Raw genomic sequence first — 25471 nt, 5'->3', positions numbered from 1 at the left:
TTTAGCTAGTAAACAACCTGAGTCGGGGCATCATCAATGCCGCGGCTGTTGCGGACAGGTGCCGTCTGGACAGGTTGTTCTGGGGTTGCGCTATGCGTTGTCGGTGTCGCTTTTTTATCAGCCGGAGGGAAATAAAGGGGCCCCTTCAGGCCGCAACCGGTGAGGCTGACGAGCGTCAGTGCCAAAGCTAGAGGGCAGAAAATCTTCTTCATAATCGGGTAGCCTGTGATTCACTATTCTGCCGTCTATCATCGCAGGTGACCCCTGAAAAGCAATACTCTTCGTCGCCCAGACCGCTGAAAATCACCAGGCTGCCAACCGGGCAAGAAAATAATCGCTGGTAGCTGGCCCCTTCTCATCGCTGACGCAGGTTGTCTTTCAAAAGGTGGTACAGATGAAACGGATGAGTATTACGGCCCTGAATGATACCTGAGCCGCAGTTTCTAATTACCGGCGATGCTCTTATACTGCCCTGAAATCCCAACAGGAAGCAGACATGAACGACAGCGAATTTCACCTTTTAGCCGATAACCTGTGGCGCACGATTGAAGAGCGTCTGGATGACTGGGACGGCGATAGCGATATTGATTGTGAGATCAACGGTGGCGTGCTGACCATCAGCTTTGAAAACGGCAGCAAAATCATTATCAACCGCCAGGAGCCTTTGCATCAGGTGTGGCTGGCGACCAAAAGCGGCGGCTACCATTTCAACCTGAAAGGTGACGAATGGATTTGCGACCGGAGCGGCGCAGAGTTTTGGCAGTTGCTGGAAGAAGCCAGCACGCAGCAGGCGGGTGAAGCGGTTAGCTTCCGCTGATTACGGCTGGTACTGCTGCAGCAGCGGCGCTGAGTTGTCATCCTGATTAACCGGCGCGGCTGTTGTGATTGACTGGGTGCGGAACGGAATGACCTGCACCCGCCCATCCGTTTTCACAATCTGATAGAACTGCGGCAGGTTGAAGTTGATGAAGCTTGAGCCGTAGGTAAAACGATCGTGGGACGAGGAGTAGAAGCGGCTGACGTCGCGCACCAGCTCTTCTTTGCTGCCTTCGCAATGATGATAGACTTCCGCCCGATTGCTTTCATCCAGGATATAGATGTTGAAGCCCTGGTCTTCACTGGCTTCTTCAAAGAAGAACTGAATAATCCCTTCACTGGCAAAGCCATCCACCACCGCTGGCAACTGAACCTGGTTAGTGCCAACCTGCACCGACAGGCCATGCAGCTTGTTGTGCGAAATCGCACCATAAAACTCAACGGCGTTTTCCAGTTTTTGTACCGAGACATTCAGACGCTCGAAGAACAGGCCCCATGTCTGCCCGGAGACGCGCAGCGCTTTAAAGCGGCCCGGCTCCTGACGCGTGCTGGAAAGACGGAACTCGATGCATTCAGACACCAGCTGCTGCACGCGAGTGCGGATCAGACCGCGCAGGTGCTGACTGTAGCAGAAGACTTCCACGCTATCCGGCGGCGCGGCGTCCTGGTGCATTTTCCCAAGAATGGTTTTCAATGCCTCGATCATCGCCTGCTCGCCGTTAAAGTGCAGGGTACGCACTTCATTCCACGAGTTGCGATACAGCAGGTCAACGCTGCCAATCAGGCACTGCTGCTGCTCACCGAAGCTGAACACATCCAGTTTGCGGAAGTCGAAGTGCACAACCTGATTGCGGAAGGCGGCCGTCGGGTCATATTCAAGGTTGACGATAATCGCCAGATGGCGAATCTCGCACGGGCTATACAATGCTTTTGGCGTCGGTGCCGGGAGCCGCAGTGGGAAGTGATGGGAGACATCCGCCACCATCTCCTGCAACTTAGGCAAATCACAAATACCGTTGCCCTTAATAAACAGGCGGGTACGCGAGGTCAGCAGGCCGTTAAAGTAGGCCCACGCCACCAGCTTATTAAGATAACGGTTATATTCCAGCGGTTGATGGCTGACGATGGAGTCCATGTTCGGCGCGCGGTTGTAGAGATACCAACCAGAGCGGTTCGCACGGCCAAGCGGCACATGGATAAAGGTCAGGTTCGGTTCAGACAGATCCGGGGAAATTTGCGGGTTTACCAGCGTCACTTTACCAGGCAAAGCTTCAAACGCAGCGTACAGCTTACGCGTTAATACGCCGATGTCCTGCGGACTGGCGGAAACGCTAAGGTTATTACGGCGCGCAAAGCGGATCAGGTTGCGGTAGCTTTGCATCATCGCGTCGAGCAGCTCGTTGTGCGCTTCGCGGACCTGGTCGATTTTCCAGTTTGCACGGTTGTCCAGCATCGCCAGACGCGCTTCGTCCCAGCCCCAGCTCTTCACCAGTTGGCTTAAAACTTCACGGCGCCAGCCAACACAGGCGCGCTCACGGGAAAGTTTTTCACAAACTTTCAGATAGAAACAGCGGCGCACCAGGTCCAGACGCGCATGATCTTCGATTTGCGTCAGGTACTCGGTGACGCGTTCCAGCATCATGCAGTACGGATCGAGGCCAAAGGAGACAATTTCGCCGTCGTGCAGGCGCTGTTTAATGTCTTTTGCCAGCAGGCGCGTGTTCGGGTATTCCCAGGAATACGCCTCCAGCAGCAGCGTTTTCAGCACAGCTTTATACGGCGAGTCGATGCTTTTATAGAGCTGCCACAGGCTGGCACCAAAGTACTCTTCAGCAGACAGCGAGCTTAAACCGCCAAGATCGAGCCATTCGTTCGGCGTCAGGACACCCTGCGCGTAAAGGGTCATCACGTAATCATCGTAATGCTCTTCTTCATCGCCCGGCACCATGTTCCACAGAATGCGCTTCCCGGCCAGACGTACCGCAGTGCGGTAAAATTCGTCCAGCAGCAAGATGTGCTGGGTAGAACCGCAGTCTTCGCCGCCCAGGCTGCCGCTTTCGTTGTGGCGGAAACGGTTTTCATCAATCAGGAAGAAACTGACCTCAACGCCAAGGGAGGCCGCCCAGCTTTCCAGCAGGCTGCATTTGCGCTGCAGCAGTTGTCGCTCGTCGTTATCGAGCCAGGCCTGGTGGCAAACCCAGATATCAAGGTCAGATGAGCAGCTCTGCCCCACGGAGGAGGTGCTGCCCATAGAATAGAGGCCGGTGATCGGCAGTTCGCCCGCGGGCGTCTCCTGAGGCGGCATGCCGCGTTGCAGTTCGAGTTCGTCCAGGTAGTGGCGTTGGGTTTCATCAGGCGTGTAGAGGCAAATGCCGCGGGGAACGTTACCGTCAAGGTAACCCGGCATCAGCGGGTGATGATAATGTAATAACGTTGGCAGTAGACTGTAGACCTGTTGGAAGGCAGGCCCCATAGCAGCAAGCGCACGATCTACGCGCAGTTGGTTGATGGCATCCAGTCTCTGTTTAAGTGTCTCAATATAGAGGTACAAGACGTATCGCCTGATGGTTTCAGTATTACGAAAAAACCCGTTTCCTGGTTGTTGTCCCCATTATTATAAACGATCGGGACAGCAATTGCTGGAAACGTGATCAATTTAACACCTTGCCTGTTGACCGTAAAGAAAGATGCGCTACCAAAGTGGTAGACGCCCTGGCCACAGGCTGTTTCTTCCATAATACGAATCATGTCCCTCTGTTGCCGGAAAAACCGCCGAACCTGACAGCCTTCCGCTAAGAGTGGTAGGATGGTCAGTGGACGATAATTACGGTAACAAGCATGTTAGACAATATACTCAGAATTGCCACTCGCCAAAGTCCCCTTGCACTTTGGCAAGCACATTATGTTAAGCAACGTCTTGAAGCTTTTCACCCACAGCTCACCGTTGAACTGGTGCCAATGGTCACCCGTGGCGACGTCTTGCTGGATACGCCGCTTGCCAAAGTCGGCGGCAAAGGGCTGTTCGTTAAAGAGCTGGAGCTGGCAATGCTGGACGGGCGCGCGGACATCGCCGTCCATTCCCTGAAAGATGTGCCGGTGGCATTCCCTGAAGGTCTGGGGCTGGTCACCATCTGCGAGCGCGACGATCCCCGCGACGCTTTTGTTTCCAATCATTATCAAACGCTGGATGAGTTGCCTGCCGGCAGCATTGTGGGCACCTCAAGCCTGCGCCGTCAGTGTCAGATAGCCGAGCAGCGTCCAGATCTGGTGATTCGTTCCCTGCGCGGCAATCTTGGCACCCGCCTTGGTAAACTGGATAAAGGCGAATACGATGCCATTATTCTTGCCGTCGCCGGGCTAAACCGCCTTGAGATGCAGGATCGCATTCGCTACGCCTTACCGCCGGAAGTATCTTTACCCGCGGTCGGCCAGGGCGCCGTCGGCATCGAATGTCGCCTGGACGATGAACGCACCAAAGCACTGCTGGCACCGCTGAATCACCATGAAACCGCCGTTCGCGTTAGCGCCGAACGTGCAATGAATATGCGCCTTGAAGGTGGCTGTCAGGTGCCGATCGGCAGCTATGCAGAGCTGAAAGATAACGAGCTTTGGCTGCGCGCATTAGTTGGCGCTCCGGACGGTTCCATTATGGTTCGTGGTGAACGTCGAGGTAAGCCGGAAGATGCCGTGGCAATGGGTGTTTCACTGGCCGAAGAGCTGTTGAATAACGGCGCCAGGGAAATCCTCGCCGACGTTTATGATGGAGACGCTCCCGCATGACGATCCTCGTCACCCGCCCCTCCCCAGCCGGGGAAGAGTTAGTGAGCCGACTGCGCACACTCGGGCAGGTGGCTTACAGCTTCCCGCTTATCGAGTTCTCGCCCGGCCGGCAACTATCGCAGCTTCCGGCCCAGCTTGCGGCGCTCGCACCAGGCGATCTGGTCTTTGTCCTCTCACAGCACGTCATTGACTATGTCGCCCCACTTTTGCGCCGTAACGGCATCCCGTGGCCGGGCAATCTCAGTTGGTTCGCCATCGGCAGAACGACCGCGCTGGCTTTCCATACCGTCAGCCATATTCCTATTCGTTACCCACAAGATCGGGAAACCAGCGAAATCTTGCTACAATTACCGGAATTACAAAATGTTGCTGGTAAGCGCGCATTGATTTTACGCGGTAATGGCGGGCGTGAACTGTTGGCCGAAACGCTGGAAGCGCGAGGTGCCGAAGTCAGTTTCTGTGAGTGCTATCAGCGAAGCGCTATTATTTACGATGGAACAGAAGAAGCCCACCGTTGGCACGCCCGGGGGATCTCAACGCTGGTCGTGACCAGCGGCGAAATGCTACAGCAGCTTTATACGCTTACGCCTGACTGGTATCGCGAGAACTGGTTACTTCGCTGCCAGTTACTTGTTGTCAGCGAGCGTTTGGCAAGCCTTGCCAGGACATTGGGTTGGCAGAATATTCGGGTCGCCGCGAATGCGGACAATGACGCGCTGCTTCGTGCGTTACAACACACCTAACAATAACAGGACGCCACAATGACGGAACAAAATACTTCCTCCGCCATAGTTGAGGAAACCACACCCGCGGCGGAGACGCCATCACACGCCGAGCCCGTGACGAAGAAAAATCGTTCCGGAATTGCAGGTATTGCGCTGGGGGCCATCGCGATTGCCATTGCCCTGGCATTAGGTGGCGGGCTTTATAGCTATGGTAAGCATCAGGCATCCACTCAGACGGCTACCAGCGATGCGCTGGCAAATCAGCTGATTGCCCTGCAAAAACAGCAAGAAGAACAAAAAAGCGAATTCGAAGCGTCGCTAAAACAGCAGACGACCGCACTTAGCGACGCCAACAAACAGCAGGCCGTGCTGGCACGTCAGTTGGACGAAGTGCAGCAAAAAGTCGCGACTATTTCGGGTAGCGATTCCAAAACCTGGCTGCTGGCACAGGCCGATTTCCTGGTGAAACTGGCCGGCCGCAAGCTGTGGAGCGATCAGGATGTCACCACGGCCGCTGCGTTATTGAAAAGCGCTGACGCCAGCCTGGCAGATATGAACGATCCAAGTCTGATAACCGCTCGCCGTGCGCTGACAGACGACATTTCGACGCTGTCTACGGTAACGCAGGTCGACTACGACGGGATTATCCTCAAACTAAATCAGCTTTCTAACGGCCTGGATAATTTGCGTCTGGCCGACAACGACAGCGATGATTCCCCGATGGATTCTGACAGCAGCGAGCTGTCGGGGACTATCACCGAATGGCGCCAAAATCTGGTGAAAAGCTGGCACAGCTTTATGGATAGCTTTATTACTATCCGCCGCCGCGACGAAACCGCTGTTCCGCTCCTGGCACCTAATCAGGATATCTACCTGCGCGAAAACATCCGCTCCCGCTTGCTAGTCGCCGCGCAGGCGGTGCCACGCCATCAGGAAGATACTTACAAGCAGGCGTTGGATAACGTTTCAACGTGGGTTCGCGCCTATTACGACACCAATGATTCCGCCACCAAAGCGTTCCTTGAAGAGCTTGATGGCCTGAGCCAGCAAAGCATTCATATGGATATTCCGCAAACGCTGCAAAGCCAGGCCCTGCTTGAAAAGCTGATGCAAACCCGGGTTCGCAATTTGCTTGCCCAGCCGGCCAGTCCTGTCGCCAATAACGCACAGCCAGAAGCGGCACCGGCTCAGCCGGCACCTGCCGTAAGTCAGGGGGAATAAGCATGATTAAAGTCTTATTGCTCTTCCTGCTGCTGATTGCGGGTATCGTGCTGGGTCCAATGCTGGCAGGCCATCAGGGCTATGTTTTAATCCAGACTGATAACTACAACATTGAAACCAGCGTGACCGGGTTAGTTATTATTCTGATCCTGACAATGGTGGTGTTGTTCGCCATCGAATGGGTATTGCGCCGCATTTTCCGTACCGGTGCCCGTACCCGTGGGTGGTTCCTGGGTCGCAAGCGCAGCCGTGCCCGCAAGCAAACTAAAGCCGCGTTGTTGAAACTGGCCGAAGGCGATTATCAGCAGGTTGAGAAGCTGATGAGTAAGAATGCCGATCACGCCGAACAGCCAGTGGTCAACTACCTGCTGGCAGCCGAAGCCGCCCAGCAACGTGGGGATGAAATTCGTGCGAACCAGCATTTAGAGCGCGCCGCCGAACTGGCGGATAACGATCAGCTCCCGGTCGAAATCACACGCGTTCGCCTGCAGCTTGCCCGCAATGAAAACCATGCCGCACGTCATGGCATTGATAAGCTTCTGGAAATTGCGCCGCGCCATCCTGAAGTGCTTCGCCTGGCCGAGCAAGCTTACTTACGTACCGGCGCATGGAGTTCCCTACTGGATATTCTGCCGGCCATGGAAAAAGTGCAGATTGGTGATGAAGCCCACCGCGATGCGCTGCAACAGCAGGCGTGGATCGGTCTTATGGATCAGGCAATGGCCGGGCAGGGTAACGAAGGCCTCAAAGCCTGGTGGCGTAATCAAAGCCGTAAAACGCGCCACCAGACCACGCTGCAGGTGGCCATGGCAGAGCATCTTATTGAGTGTGATGATCACGACGCCGCCCAGGAGATCGTTCTTGACGGACTGAAGCGTCAGTATGACGATCGTCTGGTATTGCTGATGCCGCGTCTGAAGTCAGGTAACCCGGAGCAGTTAGAGAAAGCGTTGCGCCAGCAGATCAAAACGCAAGGGGATCGCCCTTTACTGCAGAGCACGCTTGGCCAGTTGCTGATGAAACATGGCGAATGGCAGCAGGCATGTGATGCATTCCGTGAAGCCATTAAACAGCGCCCGGATGCCTACGATTACGCCTGGCTGGCAGACTCTCTCGACAAATTACATAAGCCTGAAGAAGCAGCTCTCATGCGTCGTGACGGTCTGTTACTCACCCTGCAAACTCCCTCTAACACCTGATCATCAGGGCGGCGCTCTGCCGCCCTTTTCTTTTCCCCACGCAAAAAAAAACACCTGCCAAAAGGCAGGTGTTAAAACAGGTCTGTTTGACAACTAAGTGGTGCTTCACTCAACGTTATGTCCAGGGTGTTCGATGAGACCCCATAGGGGCGACATCTGTCGGTGGACGATAAGCACCGTAATCGGCTCTGCGTCATTCCTGGGTTTATGAAGCCGAAGCAAGCATAAGAAGTGGAATGAGCATCTACGCAGGTATTATTGCACAATGTATGCCAGGTTTGCATTTACAAACTAACCAAACTGCTAATATTAGTAGTTTCATAGTATTAGCAGGGCCAAAGTATTCCTTTCAGATACCCTGACAGTTCATTTATCACGAAAAACTTTTGTCTCCTTAAGGAGACGAGTTAACGCCTTATTTATAAATCTATTTTAAAACAATGCATTAAATGTCTCCATTTGGAGACATGAAATAACCCTATTGTCGTGTCTGAGCGACAATAACAGCATATGGCAGCATTAAGGCTCAAAAGACAGGGTTGGGGTATCTGGCATTAGCGAGGGAGATTGGGTGATACACTAAAAACAAAAAAGCCAGCTCGAAAGCTGGCCTTTTCTAAGGTGGTCGGCGAGAGAGGATTATTCCCCTACGGGCCGTTGCTGAAGCAACGTTGTCTCGCTGCGCTCGGCTCAAACCTCCTTCGGAGGTTCTCATCCTCTTTGAGCTTCAGATGCAAAAAGGCCAGCTCGAAAGCTGGCCTTTTTAAGGTGGTCGGCGAGAGAGGATTATTCCCCTACGGGCCGTTGCTGAAGCAACGTTGTCTCGCTGCGCTCGGCTCAAACCTCCTTCGGAGGTTCTCATCCTCTTTGAGCTTCAGATGCAAAAAGGCCAGCTCGAAAGCTGGCCTTTTTAAGGTGGTCGGCGAGAGAGGATTCGAACCTCCGACCCACTGGTCCCAAACCAGTTGCGCTACCAAGCTGCGCTACTCGCCGAAATACTGCTTTTACTACTGCTTTCAACACATCAAAAGCTTATTAAGACTTCGGGCTGAAAGCAAAAACCCTTCTTCAGAAGGGCTTTTAAAATTTGGTCGGCGAGAGAGGATTCGAACCTCCGACCCACTGGTCCCAAACCAGTTGCGCTACCAAGCTGCGCTACTCGCCGAAATACTGCTTTTACTGCTGATTAATTTAGGTGTGGTGCGAAGAGAGGGACTTGAACCCTCACGTCCGTAAGAACACTAACACCTGAAGCTAGCGCGTCTACCAATTCCGCCACCTTCGCATACATCTAAATTAATGGGGTGGCTAATGGGACTCGAACCCACGACAACTGGAATCACAATCCAGGGCTCTACCAACTGAGCTATAGCCACCACTGTAAAACTTTCACGCGGTACATGATACCACCGCAGCTCTAGCGCCATTATAATAAATGGTGCGCCCGACAGGATTCGAACCTGAGACCTCTGCCTCCGGAGGGCAGCGCTCTATCCAGCTGAGCTACGGGCGCGTAGCGCCGTTGCGGGGTCGGATAATACGGGCTTCGTGCTCAGCTGTCTAGTGCTTATTTCAATAAAATACTCGCAAAACTGCGCGTTTGGTTATGCTTTGCGCATCCTGGTGCTTATCCGTTCAGTTTTTCACTAACAGCATGCTTATTCAGGCCAAAAACCTTATAAACCAACGTCACCGCAGCAAGAAAAACAACGCCGACCGTCAGCGACATCCGCGTATCTTCATTCAAGCCCATCCCCACCAGCACACACGCAAGGAACGCCATGGTCAGGTAGTTCGCCCACGGGAATAAAATAGATCGGAACGGGTGGCTGGCAATGGCTTCACGGTGCGCCTTACGGAAGCGAATCTGGCTAATCAGGATCACAAACCACGGCACCATGCCCGGTAGTACGCTAGCGCTGTAGACATAAACGAAAACGCGCTGTGGATTTGGAATGATGTAATTCAGACAAGAACCGAGCAGCAAAATACCGATAGAAACGGCCACTCCAACGACAGGCACACCACTACGGGAAACCTTCGCCATTTTAGCCGGGAGCTGGCGGTTTTTCGCCAGGGCATACAGCATACGCCCACAGCTGTACATGCCGCTGTTACAGCCAGACAATGCCGCCGTCAAAACAACAAAGTTAATAATCCCTGCCGCCGCGGTGATACCTATTTTCGCGAAGGTCAGTACAAACGGGCTACCTGTAGTACCGATTTGGTTCCATGGGAAAATGGTGACGATAACGAAAATCGCGCCCACATAGAAAATCAAAATACGCCACAGCACTTTCCCTACAGCACTGCGTAAGGTGACCTGCGGGTTCTTCGCTTCGCCGGCGGTAATACCAATTAACTCCACGCCCTGATAGGAAGCCACAACAATACACAACGCGGTCAGGAAGCCTTTCCAGCCACCGGCAAAGAAGCCGCCGTGCTCCGTAAGGTTGCTAAAACCCGTCGCCTGGCCATGATTTCCAAAACCGAAAAAGATAACGCCAAGGCCCACGACAATCATCACGATGATGGTTGTCACTTTAATCATTGCAAACCAGAACTCGATTTCCCCGTAAAGGCGCACTGCCGCAAGGTTTGCCAGCGCCACAAGCCCTACAGCAAAAATGGCGGGCAGCCACTGAGGAAGATCCGGGAACCAGTATTGGACGTAGACGCCAATCGCCGTGATCTCTGAAATACCTACGGCCATCCACATAAACCAGTAGGACCAGGCCGTCAGATAGCCGAAAAAGGGGCTCATATAGCGGTGCGCGTAGACGGCAAACGACCCGGCTACGGGTTCAAGGAACAGCATTTCTCCCATTGAACGCATAATAAAGAACACGAACAGGCCCGCAATAATATACGCCAGCAGTACCGATGGCCCGGCCCATTTGAGGGTACTGGCGGCGCCCATAAACAGGCCAACACCAATGGTCCCTCCCAGGGCGATAAGTTCGATGTGTCGAGCTTCCAGCCCGCGCTGCAGCTCTGCTTTTTTCTCTGCCATAAATCCTCTGTATTGTGTTTGCTTTACTCCGGTTTTTACCGGTTATTGTGTTTGGTTGTTGCCAGACTCAATAACAGGCCATGCAGCGTCGGCAAGAGATTTGCTGGCGCAACATCACTACGGCACTGCATCGAGTGGGCGCAATGGTTCCGTATTTTTTACAAAATTACAAATAACTGCGTAACAAACTGGAATAAGTCTGGTTGAAAATCGCGCAGAGAAAGCAAAACGCGCCCGGATGAGCGCGTTGAAAGGTTTAAAGCTTGCCGGTCAGATGCCAGCGCTGATAGCGCAGCAGCCTGAGCTGTCTTTTGATTCTGGTTGGCTGGGCTAACAGCCGGTATAACCACTCCAGCCCGAATTTTTGCCAGACCTTAGGCGCCCGCTTTACTCGCCCGGTAAATACGTCATATGTTCCGCCCACGCCCATATAAAGCGCGTGGGGATGTACCTTGCGGCACGCCTGCATCAGGATCTCCTGACGTGGCGAGCCCATCGCGACGGTAACAAGCTCCGCCCCACTGTCACGAATGCGATCAAACAAGGCTGGCCGCTGCGCATCGGTAAAATAACCGTCCTGGCTGCCGACAATATTGACCTGCCAAAGCTGTCGTAGCTTAGCTTCGGTCTGTGCAAGAACATCGGGCTGACCACCCACTAAAAATACCGGGGTTCCTTCCTGACCCGCCCGCACCATCAAGGCTTCCCACAGATCGGCCCCCGCTACGCGATTAACCACTGCTTCAGGGTATTTTTTCCGGATGGAGCGAACGACGCTGATGCCGTCGGCGTATTTGTATTCCGCTGCCGCAATAAGGCCGCGAGTTTGCTCATCGTCTTCTGCCGTCAGCACTTTTTCGGCATTAATCGCCACTAACGTCCCCTGACGCAATCGCCCCCCCGCATAGAGATAATCCAGCGCATGCTGCATATCTCGCCACCCCAACAGGTCAAGGCCACGGAGAGTATAAAAAGGGGCTTCAGTAGAGTTGTTCATGAATATCCTTGTCATGCATTTTGCGTATCGGCGGCAGGCGCAGGCACGCGGCGCAGGCGCTGATGAATAAGCCCTGCGCTTTCAAATAGCCAATAAAGTAATTTTGCCACAGCCAGGCAGACGCCAAAAATGACCAGGAAGAACACCACGCGTGACACGAAAGAGTCCAGTCCTTCACGGGCCAGAACGATCATATTGAAAATCGCCCCGAAGCAGAACGCGTAGATAATCGCCGCTTTATAGCGGTTGCTTTCCCTGTTCGCCAACTCGTACAGCCAGTCAAACCATTTGATAATCAGCCCAACGACAACCGCGCCTAGTGGGATAAACCACACGCCGCCCATCACTACCAGTGAGCCGATCAACGTTGGGGAAATGGCCAGTCCCGAATGGTTGTTCAGCACCTGCCAGGTGAAATAGTTCGCGGTATTCAGCACCGTGCCAGGGCGATCTGGCCAGACCCAGCTGGGGATAAATACGTAGAAATCTCGAATAATAGGTGCGAGCCCCTGGAATTCAATCTTGTCGTAGTTTTGCAGCAAGAGACCAAGATTCTCCCATGGAGAGAACGTATCTCGGGTCAAATAAAGGAAGGTATAAAACGCTTCGTCACCGCTGACGTTCAGGCCGTATCGCTTAAGCGCCAGCCAGAACATCCCGACGATACCTAGCACACCCGCCGCCGCCAGCATCCAGAGAGAGATCCACCCGCGAATAATACCGATAAACAAGAAGATGGCGAAGGCGATGATGATGTTGGCACGAGTCCCGCCGACAATCATGTACGTTAACAGGCCGAAACCCACAGTACTGACCAGGAAGAAGATCCAGGCCCGGCTGTCCTGACGCAGGAAGTACACCACCAGCATGGCCGGTATAAAGAAATAGAAGAAGCGCTTAAGCGCTACGCCTGACACTTCACTGGAGAAAATTTGGCTGTAAGAATGCAGCTTAAACAACAGGAAGCCGTTATGGGCAAAGAAGATACCGACGCTGATCAAAGCCACCAACACCAGCATCAGCCACGTCAGGTGCGTCTCAACGCGATTCATGGTAAATAGCGGGCGCCGATTCGTGTGCCCTGCCTTCGCCCTAAGCCGCGTTTTATAGGTCACATAGTAAATGCCATAGAAACAGGCCGCCGCGAGCTGAGCCTGCAACAGCACATCCGCGGGCACCACCGATACCCCAAAACGAAACACCAGGGTACAGGTAAACGGAAAGCCGAAGAAAAAGGTCAACAGGTAAAGCAGTGAAAAGAAGACGTTGAAGTTAAAGCGCACGCGGCGGAACTCTTGATACGTCAACAATCCGATAAACCCGACCGACAGGAACCAGACAACAAATAACCCGCCAAATTGCGTCAGACTCATTTTTGCTCTCCAGCCGCGATGCTCAACGCGTGATGCCACCCATCGATATAGTTAGGGTTAAAGAAAGCGATGTTTTGTTTGTCCAGTAAGCGTAGCTGGCGCTGGGCTTCCCGCACAGTCGCTTCATCAAGTGCATCCCCGGTAAAGAGCACCGGAATATGCTGCTCGACCATGTCCTGCCAGAACGGATTTTTGCGGTTCAGCACGCAGGGGATCCCGGCCTGAATTAATAAACAAAGCGTGCCGATACCCTGCTGGCGTTCAAAGATAAAGTAGCCGAGATCGCACTGGCGCAGCAGATTGAGGTAATCATTGAATTCGATTTTTTCCGTCAGCACGTCAAGGTTTTCCGGGCTAAACAAACCGCTACCAGCCTGCCTGACCTCTGCAATGTAAGCTTCGTTATTTTCCGGATAACCCATCGGCACAATAATGCGCACCGTGTCGCCAAATTGCTGATGAATAGCTTTGAGGGCATCAATATGCCGGTTACTGCGATCGCCGGAGTTTCCTACCAGCAACGTTAACCTCCCGCTGCGCTGCGGATCATCAGCCATCATATTGAGGCCTGGGTCCATACGCGTTGGGAAATACAGCAGCTCGCCGGGCACCTGCGGGTGCCGGTGGTGGAAATAGCTTAAATCCCCACGCGTGGCGTAAACGCGCCCAACTCGCCCTTGGGCAAAACGGCGTAACTGGTAAAAAAGTCGAAATTTAATGCTGCGGGAAACCTCATAAAGATCGGCTCCCCAGATATGCCAGTTCATTTGCTCTGGCTTCATGCCTCCGGTTAGCAAAGCTATCCACAGGCTGCTGTTAAACTGCCCGTGAAAAAAGAAACGCTGCTGCCGGTTAGCTCGAGCTTTTGCCAGAACGTCTGCGGCAATAGCCTTCTTCGACGGATAAAGGGCGATCGAAAGCGCCGGAAAAGCAGGCAGCAGAGTTTGGTCCCCGGACACCACGAGGAATTCTCGAGCATAGGGAGTCGTGTCAGCCAGGACGTCGTTAAAAAAACGTAATACCGTCTGATTATGATGCGGGATATCAGATCCCAATACGTGAATCAGTGTTGTCATGCTCGTCCACGATAAATAAGAAATACGCCACAGCAGAGCGCAAAATAAACAATATAGGTAGCCATATAAGCCTGAGCCGCACCCAGCGCACCGTGAGCGGGTATCAACCAGCGCGAAAAGCCGGTTAACAGAACAAACTGACTGATTTCAGTCAAAATATAAAAGCGCAGCGACGCCCTGGCGATAACTAAATAGCCAAACACATAGGCCCCTACCTTCAGGACGTCCCCCACCAGTTGCCAGGCAAATAAATCACGCATGGCGATGAATTTTGGTGAAAACAGTAGCCAGATGGCGAAATCACGCAGCAGCCAGACGGTCAGGCTTGCGGCTGCCACGGCCGGCAGAACAAACTTCAGCGAGCGCACAATTTCACGCGTGATAGCGCTCTTTTCTTTCAGACGAGCAAGCGTCGGCAACAGGTAAACGCTAAAAGATGCAGTGATAAACTGCAAATAAGCATCAGAAATACTGCTCACCCCCTGCCAAATACCGACCTCGTCCCAGCTGTAGTGTTCCGCCAGCAGGTTTCGCATCATCACATAGGCCACGGGGAGCGTCACTGAGGTGATCAGCGCCATGAGCGTGAACTTACCAAGATGACTGGCCAGCAGCTTATCCCAGCTCGGTTTCAAATAGCCAGGCGGCACATGTTCACGCCTTACCAGCATAAACATCGCAGGAACGACTACCAAAGCGGGGACTAACGCGAGGCCTAACAGCGCCCCCTGATAGCCGCCGAAGCGATAGCAAGCATAATAAGCCAGCACGCCAATTACGCTGCCTGCAATTAACGCAAGTGCATTACCCGCCGCATCACGAAACCCCTTCATAATGGCCAGCGACAGGTTCGCCCAGGCAATACCCATCTGGACCAGTGCCACCAGACGCACCAGGTTCTGGTAGTCCGCATGGCCAAACAACCCGATGCTGATTGGCCGTGCAGCCAGAACGAATATCACAGCCAGCAGGGAAGAGAATCCGAGCACCATTGCAGAGGAGGTGCCTAGCACCCGCTTTAGCTGCTCCGGGTTATCATGATGTTCGGCAACATATTTGGTAACACCGTTAAAAATACCCGCCCCGGCAAGCACGCCCAGCACGGTAACCATTTGACGAAAATTGCCGGCAAGCCCCACGCCCGACGGGCCAAAGGCCACGGCCAGCATTTTGACCACCAGCAACCCGGCACCAATTTTTACCAGCGTGGACCCGGCGGTCCACACTGAAGCTTTAGCTAACGACATCTCAGGCGAAGTAACTTTGCAGCGTATTGATGACAGTGCGTTGGTTCACCGACGATAAGTTGTAGAACAGCGGCAGGCGCAGCAGACGTTCGCTTTCGCGGGTTGTAAAACGATCTTCCCCGTGGAAGCGGCCAAACTTCTCACCCGCAGGGCAGGCATGCAGCGGAATATAATGAAACACCGCCATGATTTCCGCTTCTTTCAGGTAGGAAATCAGCGCGCTGCGATCTTCAATATCGCGTAGCTTGATGTAAAACATATGGGCGTTCTGCACGCAGTTTTGAGGAATAGTCGGAAGTTCGATACGCCCGGCTTTTGCTAATGGCAAAAGGGCATCGTGATAGGTTTGCCACAGCTTCAGGCGCTGCTGGTTAATCTGTTCTGCCGCTTCAAGCTGCGCCCAAAGATAAGCTGCCTGCAGGTCGGCCATCAGGTAGCTTGAGCCAATATCACGCCAGGTGTATTTATCCACCTGACCGCGGAAGAACTGACTGCGGTTGGTGCCTTTTTCACGAATAATTTCTGCCCGCTCGATTAAAGCAGGGTCGTTAATTAGCGTCGCACCACCTTCACCACCCGCGGTATAGTTTTTCGTCTCATGAAAACTAAAACACCCGATGTGGCCAATTGCACCCAGCGCGCGGCCTTTATAAGTCGACATCACGCCCTGAGCGGCATCTTCCACTACAAACAGGTTATGTTTTTTGGCGATGGCCATGATGGTATCCATTTCACAGGCCACACCTGCGTAATGAACCGGCACAATAGCGCGAGTTTTTTCGGTAATCGCCGCTTCTATTTTGGTTTCGTCGATGTTCATGGTGTCAGGACGTACGTCTACAAACACAATGACCGCGCCCCGGAGCACAAAGGCATTAGCCGTCGAAACGAAGGTGTAGCTCGGCATGATCACTTCATCGCCTGGCTTGATATCCAGCAGGATAGCGGCCATCTCCAGCGAAGCTGTGCAAGACGGCGTCAGCAGCACTTTCTTGCTGCCAAAACGCTGCTCCATCCACTGCTGACAGCGACGGGTAAATCCCCCGTCTCCGCACAGTTTGCCGCTACCCATAGCAGCCTGCATGTATTCAAGTTCTGTACCAACGACCGGCGGAGCGTTAAATGGGATCATTTTTTCACCTGTATAACCAAAAGGCAGTGCTTTCTATGGTCGCACCGCTTTTAATGTAGCGACGAAGCGCGGCAGTATTACTCACCTGAGTTGCTACCCGCAGGGTTTGCAAACCACGCTGACGACACCAGTCTTGCGCAGCAGACATCAGCTCCTCGCCTAATCCTCGTCCGGCAAGCAGGCCAATTCTGGCCTCCACATCATTTAACTGCCGCAACGTCACAAAGCCCAAGGACTCATCACCGTTCTGCAGCAACAGGCACTGATGATCGAACGTGCCAAGGACGGCGTTTTCAATCCATTGCGCATAGAAATTGCCGCTGTCCCCGGTCTTATACCAGGGCGTACGAAAGCGGCTTTGCGTGAATACCTGAGAAGCCGCCTGGCGAAGCGAAGGGATATCATTCGGCTGGGCGATATCGAGGTGAATATTTGCATTTTGCGTGCCAACAGAAAGGGCCAAATCCACTTCACCTTCGACAAGCTGGAAGCCAAGCTGCTGCAGACCATCCAGCCAGTCGGTGCGATGAGCGGGAATTTTTGCCTGGACGCGTGACCAGGCATCTAACTGCTCTTCCTGTAGCACAGGGGCTTTCTCAGAGAAGCGAACCGCGCAGCTGTTTACGTCAAAGAAACGATTTTCCCAGTCCAGGGAAACCAGGGTGCCGTGAATTGGGTTCATCGTCAGTTATCGCCAAACGCCTTTGGTATCGACAATCCACGGCTGATGCACCTTATCAGCAGGAACAGCTTTAAATTCTTTATGATCGACCAGCATCACCAGCACGTCAGCCTGCGCAAGCGCGGCGTCTGCCGAAGTTAATTCACAGTGACCGACAAGCTTCCCAGGTAACTCGTGGATATTGGGTTCCACCACCAATGTTTTACCGCTGTGCCATTCGGCCAGTACCTCAGCAATTTCCATTGCCGGACTTTCACGTAAATCGTCAATGTTGGGTTTAAAAGCAAGTCCGAAGCAGGCAATGGTGAGTTCGCTGGCGCGGCGGCCCGTTTCAGCCAGGCAGTCGGCTATCGCAGCTTTAACCTGATTAATGACCCAGAGCGGCTTGTTGTCGTTCACTTCACGTGCGGTACGGATAAGACGAGCCTGTTCAGGGTTTTGCGAAACGATAAACCACGGATCGACCGCAATACAGTGCCCGCCAACGCCGGGCCCAGGCTGCAGCACATTCACGCGAGGATGGCGATTGGCCAGGCGGATAAGTTCCCAAACGTTAATCCCCTGATCGGCACAAATCAGAGAGAGTTCGTTAGCAAAAGCAATATTGACATCGCGGAAGCTGTTTTCCGTCAGTTTGCACATTTCGGCTGTGCGAGAGTTGGTGATAATACATTCGCCTTTAAGGAAAATATTATACAACTCGCTCGCACGGGCAGAACATACCGGCGTCATACCGCCAACGACGCGGTCATTTTTGATGAGCTCAACCATAACCTGTCCCGGTAAAACGCGTTCCGGGCAATAGGCAATATTGATATCCGCAAGCTCCCCTACCTGTTGAGGGAAGCTCAAATCCGGACGCAGGGCAGCCAGCCATTCAGCCATTTGCTCCGTCGCGCCAACGGGAGAGGTTGATTCCAGCACGACAAGTACCCCTTTCTTAAGTACGGGCGCAATGGATTCTGCAGCAGATTTCACATAAACCATGTCGGGTTCATGATCGCCCTTAAAAGGGGTTGGCACCGCAATCAGATAAGCATCGGCCTCAACGGGCTGCACGGTGGCGCTCAGGTATCCCCCCTCAACGGCAGATTTCACCACTTTGTCTAAATCAGGTTCAACAATGTGAATTTCACCTCGATTAATGGTGTCCACCGCCCGCTGGTTAATGTCCACGCCGATGACTTTTCGCTTGCTGGAAGCAAATGCGGCAGCGGTAGGCAGGCCGATGTAACCAAGGCCAATAACGGAGATGGTGGAAAAACTCATGATCTCACCTGATGTTGTTTTAAGGCATTCAAAATACGGCTGCAGGCTTCTCCATCCCCGTAAGGGTTATGGGCACGGCTCATCGCCTGATATTCCTGCTCATCACGGAGCAATCGAGTGACTTCTGCCACAATTCGCTCTTCATCAGTCCCCACCAACCGCACAGTGCCTGCGGCAACAGCTTCAGGACGTTCAGTGGTTTCACGCATCACTAAAACAGGCTTCCCAAGAGAAGGGGCCTCTTCCTGAATCCCACCGGAATCCGTCAAAATAAGCCAGGCGCGATCCATGAGATAAACAAACGGCAGATACTCCTGAGGCTCGATCAACACCACGTTATCAACGTGCCCTAAAATTCGTCTTACCGGTTCACTGACGTTTGGATTCATATGAACCGGATATACGATTTGCACATCGCTGTTTTGTGCGGCAATTTTTGCCAGCGCGTGGCAAATACGTTCAAACCCTTCCCCAAAACTTTCGCGACGGTGTCCGGTGACCAGAATCATTTTTTTTCCGGCATCGAGGAAAGGGTGTTTCGCCTCTATTTCCTGGCGTACAGCTTCTTGAGTCAGGACGCGATCTCGCACTGAGAGCAAGGCATCAATAACGCTATTGCCAGTCACGAAGATTTTTTGTTCGCTGATATTTTCTTTCAACAGGTTCTGACGCGAGTTTTCCGTCGGTGCAAAATGCCAGGAAGCAAGATGTCCGGTTAATGTACGGTTTGCTTCCTCCGGCCACGGGGAGTAAAGGTCACCGGTACGTAACCCCGCCTCAACGTGTCCAACAGGAATCCGCTGGTAGAAGGCAGCAAGGCTTGCAGCAACGGTCGTGGTTGTATCGCCATGTACCAGAACAACATCCGGCTTAAAGGATTCCAAAATAGGCTTCAGCCCTTCCAGAATACGGCAGGTAATTTCCGTCAAGCCCTGCCCCGGTTTCATAATGTTTAAGTCATAGTCTGGCGTAATGGAAAAGAGGTGTAATACCTGATCCAGCATCTCACGATGCTGTGCCGTTACACATACTTTCGCGTCAAAAAACGCGTCTTTTGCCAACGCATCCACCAGCGGCGCCATTTTAATAGCTTCCGGGCGCGTGCCAAAAACGGTTAATACTTTCACGGTGATTCTCTTATGTTGAATAAAGTGGAGGCATTCCATCGCTCCTCCACAAGATAAAGGGCCTACGCGGTCTTTGGACGGCGAGCTAAAGCTACGCCAGCACCAACAAGTGCCCCAACCGCACCCCACATAATCAGCAAGAATGCACGACGAGGGCTGTCACGCTTAACTGGCTCTTCCGGCGTGCGTAAATAGCGGTAGGTCTGGAAACGAACATCGACGGTCGGCCCAACATTAAGCGTATTTAACATCGCCCGGTTTTGATCGTAATCGATATCAAAATCAGGTCCTGCGGCCTGAAGGCTTTCCAGGCGTGCCTGCAACATAGGGCGACCGAGCATGAACATTTCTGAATCTGGCACTTCTTCGGCGGGAACGTTCGTTTCACTTCGAGTAATATTTTGCTGTTGAGCAATTTTCAGTGCCTGCTCAATGCTTTTGATTTTGCGATCGTAGATAGACTGCGCCACAGCTTCCTGCCGTTTTACCTGCGCTTTCATCTGAACGGTACGCGCTGCCCAGGCTCCGGTAAGCTCTTCATTTAGATGACTAGCCGCACGCTGACTGGCAAAGGCGACGTATTGCCGCAAAAGGTTATTGGCATCAGCGGCTGTTTCAGCCACCAGCTTCACGCTATCGCTGATGTTACGAGCGCTGTCACCCGGCGTGTACTGAATATTATCGACGATCTCATCCAACAGCGCGGCATCGGCTTTGCTATTCCCCACCTGACGCTGCTTGTAGTAATCCGTCTGTAACCAGAAATCCCTGCGGGTATCATAGGCTGAAAGCTGTACGATGAATTCTTTGTACGCTTCATCCATGACCGAAGGCTGATCTGTCGTCGCCATATTGGCTTTCACATCGAGGTTGCGCAGGAACTGCTGCTGAGAATAGTAGCCCCCCAACATATTGACCGTCGGGCGGTCGGTGATCGCCGTTGCACTCCACTCTTGTTTCGCTAAAAAGGTGTAAATCAGCGCAATAAGGGCAAACACAAAGGCAATTCCGATAATCCAGAATTTGCCCAGCCACAGCGTGCGAAACAAGCCGCGAATATCCAGCTCATTCTCCACTACCGGGTAATTACCTGGCACATGCTCTTTCATCGCTTCCCCAATCCAAGTCAGACTAAATGTTTACGTTGCTGTTTCTGCGAATGCGACGTTTATGACGCCGGATAAAACGCGCCACTTTCCAGGCGCGTTTTATACAAAAATCGTATAGCACAAATGCAAGCAAGAACAATGCCAACATTATCCATTCCGGAATAAAATGTAGATACTCAGCGGTAACACCAATAGCAGCAAGCAACGCCGCAGCAAGGGTGATCAACACAAACGCCTGTCTTGAAGTAAAACCAGCGCGCATGATCAAATGATGAATATGCTGCCGATCCGGGGAGAATGGGCTCATGCCCTTACGCAGACGACGATACATAATTGCTATCATGTCCATCAGCGGAATCGCAATGATCCATAGCGCAGTCACCGGGCTTATTGCATGTGTTTGCCCCTGCGTGGTCTCCAGCAAGATCCAGATAATGGTAAAACCGATTAGCGTGCTGCCGGCGTCTCCCATAAAGACTTTATAGCGACGTCCAAGCACACCAAGGTTAAGCAGAATATATGGCAGGATGGCAACGATCATGGCAAAGCACCACATCGCGAGGCTGTACTGACCATCAAAGAACAGAATGATGCCGATCGCAGCAAACGAAACTGATGATAACCCACCTAATAAGCCATCAATTCCATCAACCATGTTGAATGCGTTGATCGCTGCCCACACGGCAAATAGCGTCAGGAAATATCCAAATGGGCCCAGTACCAATTCCCATGAACCAAATATATAACCCAAACTGCTGAGATGCAGATTGCCATAGAACATCATTACGATGCCAATAACTGCCTGAATTGACGCTCGAATCTTCACTCTTACATCAAACCGGTCATCAAGCGCACCGATCAGAACAAGGACGCCTGCGCAGGTTAAATAAAGCCAGCCGTGGGGGATGTAGTACTTTCCGAGTATGAAAGAAAAACAAATACCTGCGTAAACAGAGATCCCACCAACCAAGGGAATCAACCCCTGATGGCGCTTACGGAAATTCGGTTTATCAACAAGGCCAATTCTCTTCGCTACCTTACGTGCAATGAATAAAAAGGCGGTAGTAAAGATGAAAATTAGGAGTAAGTCAGTTCCGGCGGTGACTAAATTCACAGTGAAAGGTCTCTGCAAGATTTATGGGCAAAGTCAGCATAGTAGAAATATGCAACTGTCCCGAAGAGATTAAACATAATTCCTCCCTGAACAAACTGTTAGCGATGGATTGTTTCCATAGCAAAAGGAATTTTGAAAAGATAACGATAACCAATACATTCATCGTCTGTATATCGTATCTAGCAGAAAAGAAAAACGCCACGACTAAGCGTGGCGTTCCCCGAGTTTTTGTTGCTTACGAGCGCTTCATCATGTCGAAGAAGTCATCGTTTGTTTTGGTCATCGCCAACTTGTTGATGAGGAATTCCATGGCATCAATTTCACCCATTGGGTGAATGATTTTACGGAGAATCCACATTTTCTGCAGTTCTTCCTGCGTGGTAAGCAGCTCTTCTTTACGCGTACCGGAACGGTTGTAATCGATGGCCGGGAAGACGCGTTTTTCAGCGATCTTACGGGACAGATGCAGTTCCATGTTACCTGTGCCTTTAAACTCTTCGTAGATGACTTCATCCATTTTAGAGCCGGTATCGATAAGCGCGGTGGCGATAATGGTCAGGCTACCGCCCTCTTCCACGTTACGTGCAGCACCGAAGAAGCGTTTTGGACGGTGCAGGGCGTTCGCATCCACACCACCAGTCAGGACTTTACCCGATGCCGGAACAACGGTGTTGTAGGCACGCGCCAGACGAGTGATGGAATCGAGCAGAATGATAACGTCTTTCTTATGTTCAACCAGACGTTTTGCCTTCTCGATAACCATTTCAGCAACCTGAACGTGGCGAGAAGCCGGCTCATCAAAGGTAGAAGCCACAACTTCACCTTTAACCAGACGCTGCATCTCGGTCACTTCTTCTGGACGTTCGTCGATCAGCAGTACCATCAGTACACAGTCTGGGTGGTTATAGGCAATGCTCTGCGCGATGTTCTGCAGCAGCATGGTTTTACCGGCTTTTGGCGGTGCCACGATCAGACCACGCTGGCCGCGACCAATTGGCGATGCCAGATCCAGTACACGCGCGGTTAAGTCTTCGGTAGAACCGTTACCACGCTCCATACGCAGACGAGAGTTTGCATGCAGAGGCGTTAAGTTTTCAAACAGGATCTTGCTACGGGCGTTTTCCGGCTTATCGTAGTTAACTTCGTTAACCTTCAGCAGCGCAAAGTAGCGTTCACCTTCTTTTGGCGGACGAATCTTACCGGAGATGGTATCCCCTGTGCGGAGGTTGAAACGGCGGATTTGGCTGGGAGAAACGTAGATGTCGTCGGGGCCGGCGAGGTAGGAGCTGTCTGCGGAACGGAGGAAACCAAATCCATCCTGCAGTATCTCCAGCACACCGTCACCAAAGATATCTTCGCCACTCTTAGCGTGTTGCTTCAGGATGGAGAAAATGATGTCCTGCTTGCGCATGCGGGCTTGGTTTTCCAGCCCCATATTTTCGCCGAGAGTAATCAGCTCAGAAACCGGCGTATTCTTTAATTCGGTAAGATTCATAATGGTGGGTTCTTAAACTCGGGGTAAATCTCGAACTTAGTTTCGTGAATGGTATGGCAGGGTCATCCATGCCTGTTTAATGGCTACCACACATGTCTGATCGCTGCCTGGTCATAGGAAAAACGCAGAACTGAAACGACGAGACGGAATGGGTGATAAGCCCGAATTCGGTTATGCGTCCGTTGTGATTGCTGTAAAAGAGAGTTGATTTGACAGCGAACGGGAAGCATTAAGGTAATACAAAGATTCAAACTTAAGGGCAAGTTTAAAGCGAAGTCATAGGTAACTTAGCATGTGTGACGCCGGGCGTCCAGCAGCTCGCAAAAAAATGCAAGTGCAGCACGCACCGGCTGAGATTCCATTATGCCAGATTAGCGTCGAGGAACTCTTTTAACTGGCCTTTAGACAGCGCACCCACTTTGGTCGCAGCGACTTCGCCATTTTTGAACAGCAACAGGGTTGGGATACCACGGATGCCATACTTCGGCGCCGTACCCGGGTTCTGGTCGATGTTCAGCTTAGCTACGGTGATTTTGCCCTGATATTCATCAGCGATCTCATCGAGAATCGGGGCGATCATTTTGCATGGACCGCACCACTCTGCCCAGAAATCAACCAGAATCAACCCTTCAGCTTGAAGCACGTCCGTGTCGAAACTGCTGTCAGTCAGGTGAATAATTTTATCGCTCATGTTCAACTCCACAGGATTATGTCTACCTTGTTGGTGTAGCATTAACCAACTTGGGGTGACTTTATTTCACCCGGTTTATTTCAACGGATGTGCTTTCGTAAAGCAATAGTAAACTGATATTCTACCACACTATGAGCAAAACACATTTGACCGAAAAGAAGTTTTCCGACTTCGCCCTGCACCCTAAGGTGATTGAAGCCCTTGAAAATAAAGGGTTCCATAACTGCACCCCAATTCAGGCACTGGCACTTCCGCTGACTCTGGCGAATCGTGACGTTGCAGGGCAGGCGCAAACCGGTACAGGCAAAACGATGGCGTTTCTGACGTCCACGTTCCACTATTTACTTTCTCACCCGGTTCCAGAGAACCGTCAGGTGAATCAACCGCGCGCCTTGATTATGGCGCCAACCCGCGAGTTAGCGGTACAGATTCACTCTGATGCAGAACCGTTAGCTCAGGCGACTGGCCTGAAACTTGGCCTTGCCTATGGCGGCGACGGCTATGACAAACAGCTGAAAGTGCTGGAAAGCGGCGTCGATATTTTGATCGGCACCACCGGCCGACTGATCGATTACGCCAAACAAAATCACATTAACCTGGGCGCGATTCAGGTTGTGGTCCTGGATGAAGCGGATCGCATGTACGATCTCGGCTTTATTAAAGATATTCGTTGGCTGTTCCGCCGCATGCCGCCGGTAACCCAGCGCCTGAATATGCTGTTCTCAGCCACACTTTCCTACCGCGTACGTGAACTGGCTTTCGAGCAAATGAACAACGCGGAATATGTGGAAGTTGAGCCCGAGCAGAGAACTGGCCACCGTATTAAAGAAGAGCTTTTCTATCCTTCTAACGAAGAGAAAATGCGTCTGCTGCAAACGCTGCTCGAAGAAGAATGGCCGGACCGTGCCATCATCTTCGCTAACACTAAACATCGCTGTGAAGATATCTGGGGCCATCTGGCTGCCGATGGTCACCGAGTTGGTTTGCTAACCGGTGATGTCGCACAGAAAAAACGCCTGCGTATTCTGGAAGAATTTACTCGTGGCGATTTGGATATTCTGGTCGCAACTGACGTGGCGGCTCGCGGTCTGCACATCCCAGCGGTGACCCACGTATTTAACTACGATCTACCGGACGACTGTGAAGATTACGTTCACCGCATCGGCCGTACCGGTCGTGCCGGGGCAAGCGGTCATTCCATCAGCCTGGCATGTGAAGACTACGCGCTGAACCTGTCGGCGATTGAAACCTATATTGGCCACGCCATTCCGGTGAGCAAATATAACGCTGAAGCACTGTTAAATGAGTTCCCACCGCCAAAACGTCTGACCCGCAGCCGCCCAGGCAACGGTCCACGCCGCGGTGGTGCTCCTCGTGGTAATCGTCGTCGCGCAGGTTAAAAATC

The 25471-nt window shown here is 52.4% G+C and carries 21 protein-coding genes, 5 tRNA genes and 2 other RNA genes; 6 read left to right on the top strand and 22 right to left on the bottom strand.

Translation table 11 applies throughout. The features are described 5' to 3' along the window. Window positions 1-5 precede the first annotated feature (5 nt). Complete coding sequence (lptM, locus tag LH86_RS21935; RefSeq protein WP_008455520.1) at window positions 6-212, bottom strand: LPS translocon maturation chaperone LptM; 207 nt, start codon at window positions 210-212, stop codon at window positions 6-8. Window positions 213-496: 284 nt separating this feature from the next. Between lptM and cyaY the strand changes: the two genes are divergently transcribed. Next, entirely contained in the window at window positions 497-817 is a 321-nt protein-coding gene (gene cyaY, locus LH86_RS05980; RefSeq protein WP_008455522.1) for an iron donor protein CyaY, read from the top strand. Here cyaY and cyaA read toward each other — a convergent pair whose 3' ends face one another. After that, window positions 818-3367, bottom strand: coding sequence for a class I adenylate cyclase (gene cyaA / locus LH86_RS05975; RefSeq protein WP_039299275.1), 2550 nt, complete (start codon window positions 3365-3367; stop codon window positions 818-820). Window positions 3368-3654: 287 nt separating this feature from the next. On the opposite strand from cyaA, the gene hemC reads away from it, so the two are divergent. The 4 genes from hemC to hemY are packed head-to-tail and all read left to right on the top strand — an operon-like array spanning window position 3655 to window position 7741. Beyond that, window positions 3655-4596, top strand: a complete 942-nt coding sequence (gene hemC / locus LH86_RS05970; protein WP_008455526.1) for a hydroxymethylbilane synthase — start codon at window positions 3655-3657, stop codon at window positions 4594-4596. Further along, window positions 4593-5339 carry a uroporphyrinogen-III synthase gene (gene hemD, locus LH86_RS05965; RefSeq protein ID WP_039299271.1) on the top strand — a complete coding sequence of 249 codons (747 nt, stop codon included), beginning with the start codon at window positions 4593-4595 and terminating at the stop codon, window positions 5337-5339. Before hemC ends, hemD begins: the two co-directional genes overlap by 4 nt. 18 nt (window positions 5340-5357) lie before the next feature. Beyond that, window positions 5358-6542 carry a uroporphyrinogen-III C-methyltransferase gene (gene hemX / locus LH86_RS05960; protein ID WP_039299269.1) on the top strand — a complete coding sequence of 395 codons (1185 nt, stop codon included), beginning with the start codon at window positions 5358-5360 and terminating at the stop codon, window positions 6540-6542. Between the two features lie 2 nt (window positions 6543-6544). Continuing rightward, window positions 6545-7741, top strand: coding sequence for a protoheme IX biogenesis protein HemY (gene hemY, locus LH86_RS05955; RefSeq protein ID WP_039299266.1), 1197 nt, complete (start codon window positions 6545-6547; stop codon window positions 7739-7741). Window positions 7742-8363: 622 nt separating this feature from the next. Here the strand turns inward: hemY and LH86_RS21930 are convergent. The 20 genes from LH86_RS21930 to trxA form a co-directional block, all read right to left on the bottom strand. Beyond that, a non-coding RNA gene (locus LH86_RS21930) (RtT sRNA) lies at window positions 8364-8477 on the bottom strand. Window positions 8478-8510: 33 nt separating this feature from the next. Next, a non-coding RNA gene (locus LH86_RS21925) (RtT sRNA) lies at window positions 8511-8624 on the bottom strand. Between the two features lie 33 nt (window positions 8625-8657). Beyond that, window positions 8658-8734 (bottom strand) — tRNA-Pro (locus LH86_RS05950). 95 nt (window positions 8735-8829) lie between these two features. Beyond that, window positions 8830-8906 (bottom strand) — tRNA-Pro (locus tag LH86_RS05945). A gap of 33 nt (window positions 8907-8939) precedes the next feature. Beyond that, window positions 8940-9026: transfer RNA gene (locus LH86_RS05940), tRNA-Leu, on the bottom strand. Window positions 9027-9041: 15 nt separating this feature from the next. Further along, window positions 9042-9117 (bottom strand) — tRNA-His (locus LH86_RS05935). A 60-nt stretch (window positions 9118-9177) separates the two neighbouring features. Next, window positions 9178-9254: transfer RNA gene (locus tag LH86_RS05930), tRNA-Arg, on the bottom strand. A gap of 114 nt (window positions 9255-9368) precedes the next feature. Beyond that, window positions 9369-10754: a bifunctional threonine/serine APC transporter ThrP gene (gene thrP, locus LH86_RS05925; protein WP_008455535.1), complete on the bottom strand. Its 1386-nt coding sequence runs from the start codon at window positions 10752-10754 to the stop codon at window positions 9369-9371. Between the two features lie 256 nt (window positions 10755-11010). Then, complete coding sequence (gene wecG, locus LH86_RS05920; RefSeq protein WP_039299262.1) at window positions 11011-11751, bottom strand: lipopolysaccharide N-acetylmannosaminouronosyltransferase; 741 nt, start codon at window positions 11749-11751, stop codon at window positions 11011-11013. Window positions 11752-11762: 11 nt separating this feature from the next. Then, a complete protein-coding gene (gene wzyE / locus LH86_RS05915) occupies window positions 11763-13124 on the bottom strand; it encodes an ECA oligosaccharide polymerase (protein WP_039299259.1) in 1362 nt (453 codons plus the stop codon). Next, window positions 13121-14200: a TDP-N-acetylfucosamine:lipid II N-acetylfucosaminyltransferase gene (locus LH86_RS05910; RefSeq protein WP_039299256.1), complete on the bottom strand. Its 1080-nt coding sequence runs from the start codon at window positions 14198-14200 to the stop codon at window positions 13121-13123. The genes wzyE and LH86_RS05910 overlap by 4 nt, the downstream gene beginning before the upstream one ends. Continuing rightward, complete coding sequence (gene wzxE, locus LH86_RS05905) at window positions 14197-15447, bottom strand: lipid III flippase WzxE (RefSeq protein WP_039299252.1); 1251 nt, start codon at window positions 15445-15447, stop codon at window positions 14197-14199. Before wzxE ends, LH86_RS05910 begins: the two co-directional genes overlap by 4 nt. Window position 15448: 1 nt before the next feature. Continuing rightward, the gene (gene rffA, locus LH86_RS05900; RefSeq protein WP_039299250.1) at window positions 15449-16579 is read right to left on the bottom strand and encodes a dTDP-4-amino-4,6-dideoxygalactose transaminase; all 1131 of its coding nucleotides are present in this window, start codon (window positions 16577-16579) and stop codon (window positions 15449-15451) included. Between the two features lie 4 nt (window positions 16580-16583). Continuing rightward, window positions 16584-17261 (bottom strand): dTDP-4-amino-4,6-dideoxy-D-galactose acyltransferase, encoded by a 678-nt coding sequence (gene rffC / locus LH86_RS05895; RefSeq protein ID WP_039299246.1) that lies wholly within the window; start codon window positions 17259-17261, stop codon window positions 16584-16586. A gap of 6 nt (window positions 17262-17267) precedes the next feature. Continuing rightward, window positions 17268-18530 (bottom strand): UDP-N-acetyl-D-mannosamine dehydrogenase, encoded by a 1263-nt coding sequence (gene wecC / locus LH86_RS05890; RefSeq protein WP_039299243.1) that lies wholly within the window; start codon window positions 18528-18530, stop codon window positions 17268-17270. Then, a complete protein-coding gene (gene wecB, locus LH86_RS05885) occupies window positions 18527-19657 on the bottom strand; it encodes a non-hydrolyzing UDP-N-acetylglucosamine 2-epimerase (protein ID WP_039305952.1) in 1131 nt (376 codons plus the stop codon). Before wecB ends, wecC begins: the two co-directional genes overlap by 4 nt. Window positions 19658-19719: 62 nt before the next feature. Continuing rightward, entirely contained in the window at window positions 19720-20766 is a 1047-nt protein-coding gene (gene wzzE / locus LH86_RS05880; RefSeq protein WP_039299240.1) for an ECA polysaccharide chain length modulation protein, read from the bottom strand. Window positions 20767-20788: 22 nt separating this feature from the next. Beyond that, on the bottom strand, window positions 20789-21880 hold the full coding sequence (gene wecA, locus LH86_RS05875; RefSeq protein WP_039299238.1) for a UDP-N-acetylglucosamine--undecaprenyl-phosphate N-acetylglucosaminephosphotransferase: 1092 nt from the start codon (window positions 21878-21880) through the stop codon (window positions 20789-20791). A 235-nt stretch (window positions 21881-22115) separates the two neighbouring features. Further along, entirely contained in the window at window positions 22116-23375 is a 1260-nt protein-coding gene (gene rho / locus LH86_RS05870) for a transcription termination factor Rho (protein ID WP_008455558.1), read from the bottom strand. Window positions 23376-23736: 361 nt separating this feature from the next. Continuing rightward, a complete protein-coding gene (trxA, locus tag LH86_RS05865) occupies window positions 23737-24066 on the bottom strand; it encodes a thioredoxin TrxA (protein ID WP_039299235.1) in 330 nt (109 codons plus the stop codon). A 131-nt stretch (window positions 24067-24197) separates the two neighbouring features. On the opposite strand from trxA, the gene rhlB reads away from it, so the two are divergent. Next, window positions 24198-25466 (top strand): ATP-dependent RNA helicase RhlB, encoded by a 1269-nt coding sequence (rhlB, locus tag LH86_RS05860; RefSeq protein WP_008455563.1) that lies wholly within the window; start codon window positions 24198-24200, stop codon window positions 25464-25466. Window positions 25467-25471: the final 5 nt, after the last annotated feature.

It is taken from the genome of Cedecea neteri (assembly GCF_000758325.1).
Taxonomy (GTDB): Bacteria; Pseudomonadota; Gammaproteobacteria; order Enterobacterales; family Enterobacteriaceae; genus Cedecea; species Cedecea neteri_B.
The sequence above is the reverse complement of the archived record's forward strand: the minus strand, read 5'-3'. Positions and strand labels throughout refer to the sequence as shown.

Coding starts and splice junctions, on each gene's coding strand:
- trxA (WP_039299235.1), bottom strand. CDS start 24,066: ATGAGCGATAAAATTATTCACCTGACTGACAGCAGTTTCGACACGGAC.
- hemX (WP_039299269.1), top strand. CDS start 5,358: ATGACGGAACAAAATACTTCCTCCGCCATAGTTGAGGAAACCACACCC.
- LH86_RS05910 (WP_039299256.1), bottom strand. CDS start 14,200: ATGACAACACTGATTCACGTATTGGGATCTGATATCCCGCATCATAAT.
- hemC (WP_008455526.1), top strand. CDS start 3,655: ATGTTAGACAATATACTCAGAATTGCCACTCGCCAAAGTCCCCTTGCA.
- wzxE (WP_039299252.1), bottom strand. CDS start 15,447: ATGTCGTTAGCTAAAGCTTCAGTGTGGACCGCCGGGTCCACGCTGGTA.
- thrP (WP_008455535.1), bottom strand. CDS start 10,754: ATGGCAGAGAAAAAAGCAGAGCTGCAGCGCGGGCTGGAAGCTCGACAC.
- wzyE (WP_039299259.1), bottom strand. CDS start 13,124: ATGAGTCTGACGCAATTTGGCGGGTTATTTGTTGTCTGGTTCCTGTCG.
- cyaY (WP_008455522.1), top strand. CDS start 497: ATGAACGACAGCGAATTTCACCTTTTAGCCGATAACCTGTGGCGCACG.
- hemY (WP_039299266.1), top strand. CDS start 6,545: ATGATTAAAGTCTTATTGCTCTTCCTGCTGCTGATTGCGGGTATCGTG.
- hemD (WP_039299271.1), top strand. CDS start 4,593: ATGACGATCCTCGTCACCCGCCCCTCCCCAGCCGGGGAAGAGTTAGTG.
- rhlB (WP_008455563.1), top strand. CDS start 24,198: ATGAGCAAAACACATTTGACCGAAAAGAAGTTTTCCGACTTCGCCCTG.
- wzzE (WP_039299240.1), bottom strand. CDS start 20,766: ATGAAAGAGCATGTGCCAGGTAATTACCCGGTAGTGGAGAATGAGCTG.
- rffA (WP_039299250.1), bottom strand. CDS start 16,579: ATGATCCCATTTAACGCTCCGCCGGTCGTTGGTACAGAACTTGAATAC.
- wecC (WP_039299243.1), bottom strand. CDS start 18,530: ATGAGTTTTTCCACCATCTCCGTTATTGGCCTTGGTTACATCGGCCTG.
- rho (WP_008455558.1), bottom strand. CDS start 23,375: ATGAATCTTACCGAATTAAAGAATACGCCGGTTTCTGAGCTGATTACT.
- rffC (WP_039299246.1), bottom strand. CDS start 17,261: ATGAACCCAATTCACGGCACCCTGGTTTCCCTGGACTGGGAAAATCGT.
- wecG (WP_039299262.1), bottom strand. CDS start 11,751: ATGAACAACTCTACTGAAGCCCCTTTTTATACTCTCCGTGGCCTTGAC.
- lptM (WP_008455520.1), bottom strand. CDS start 212: ATGAAGAAGATTTTCTGCCCTCTAGCTTTGGCACTGACGCTCGTCAGC.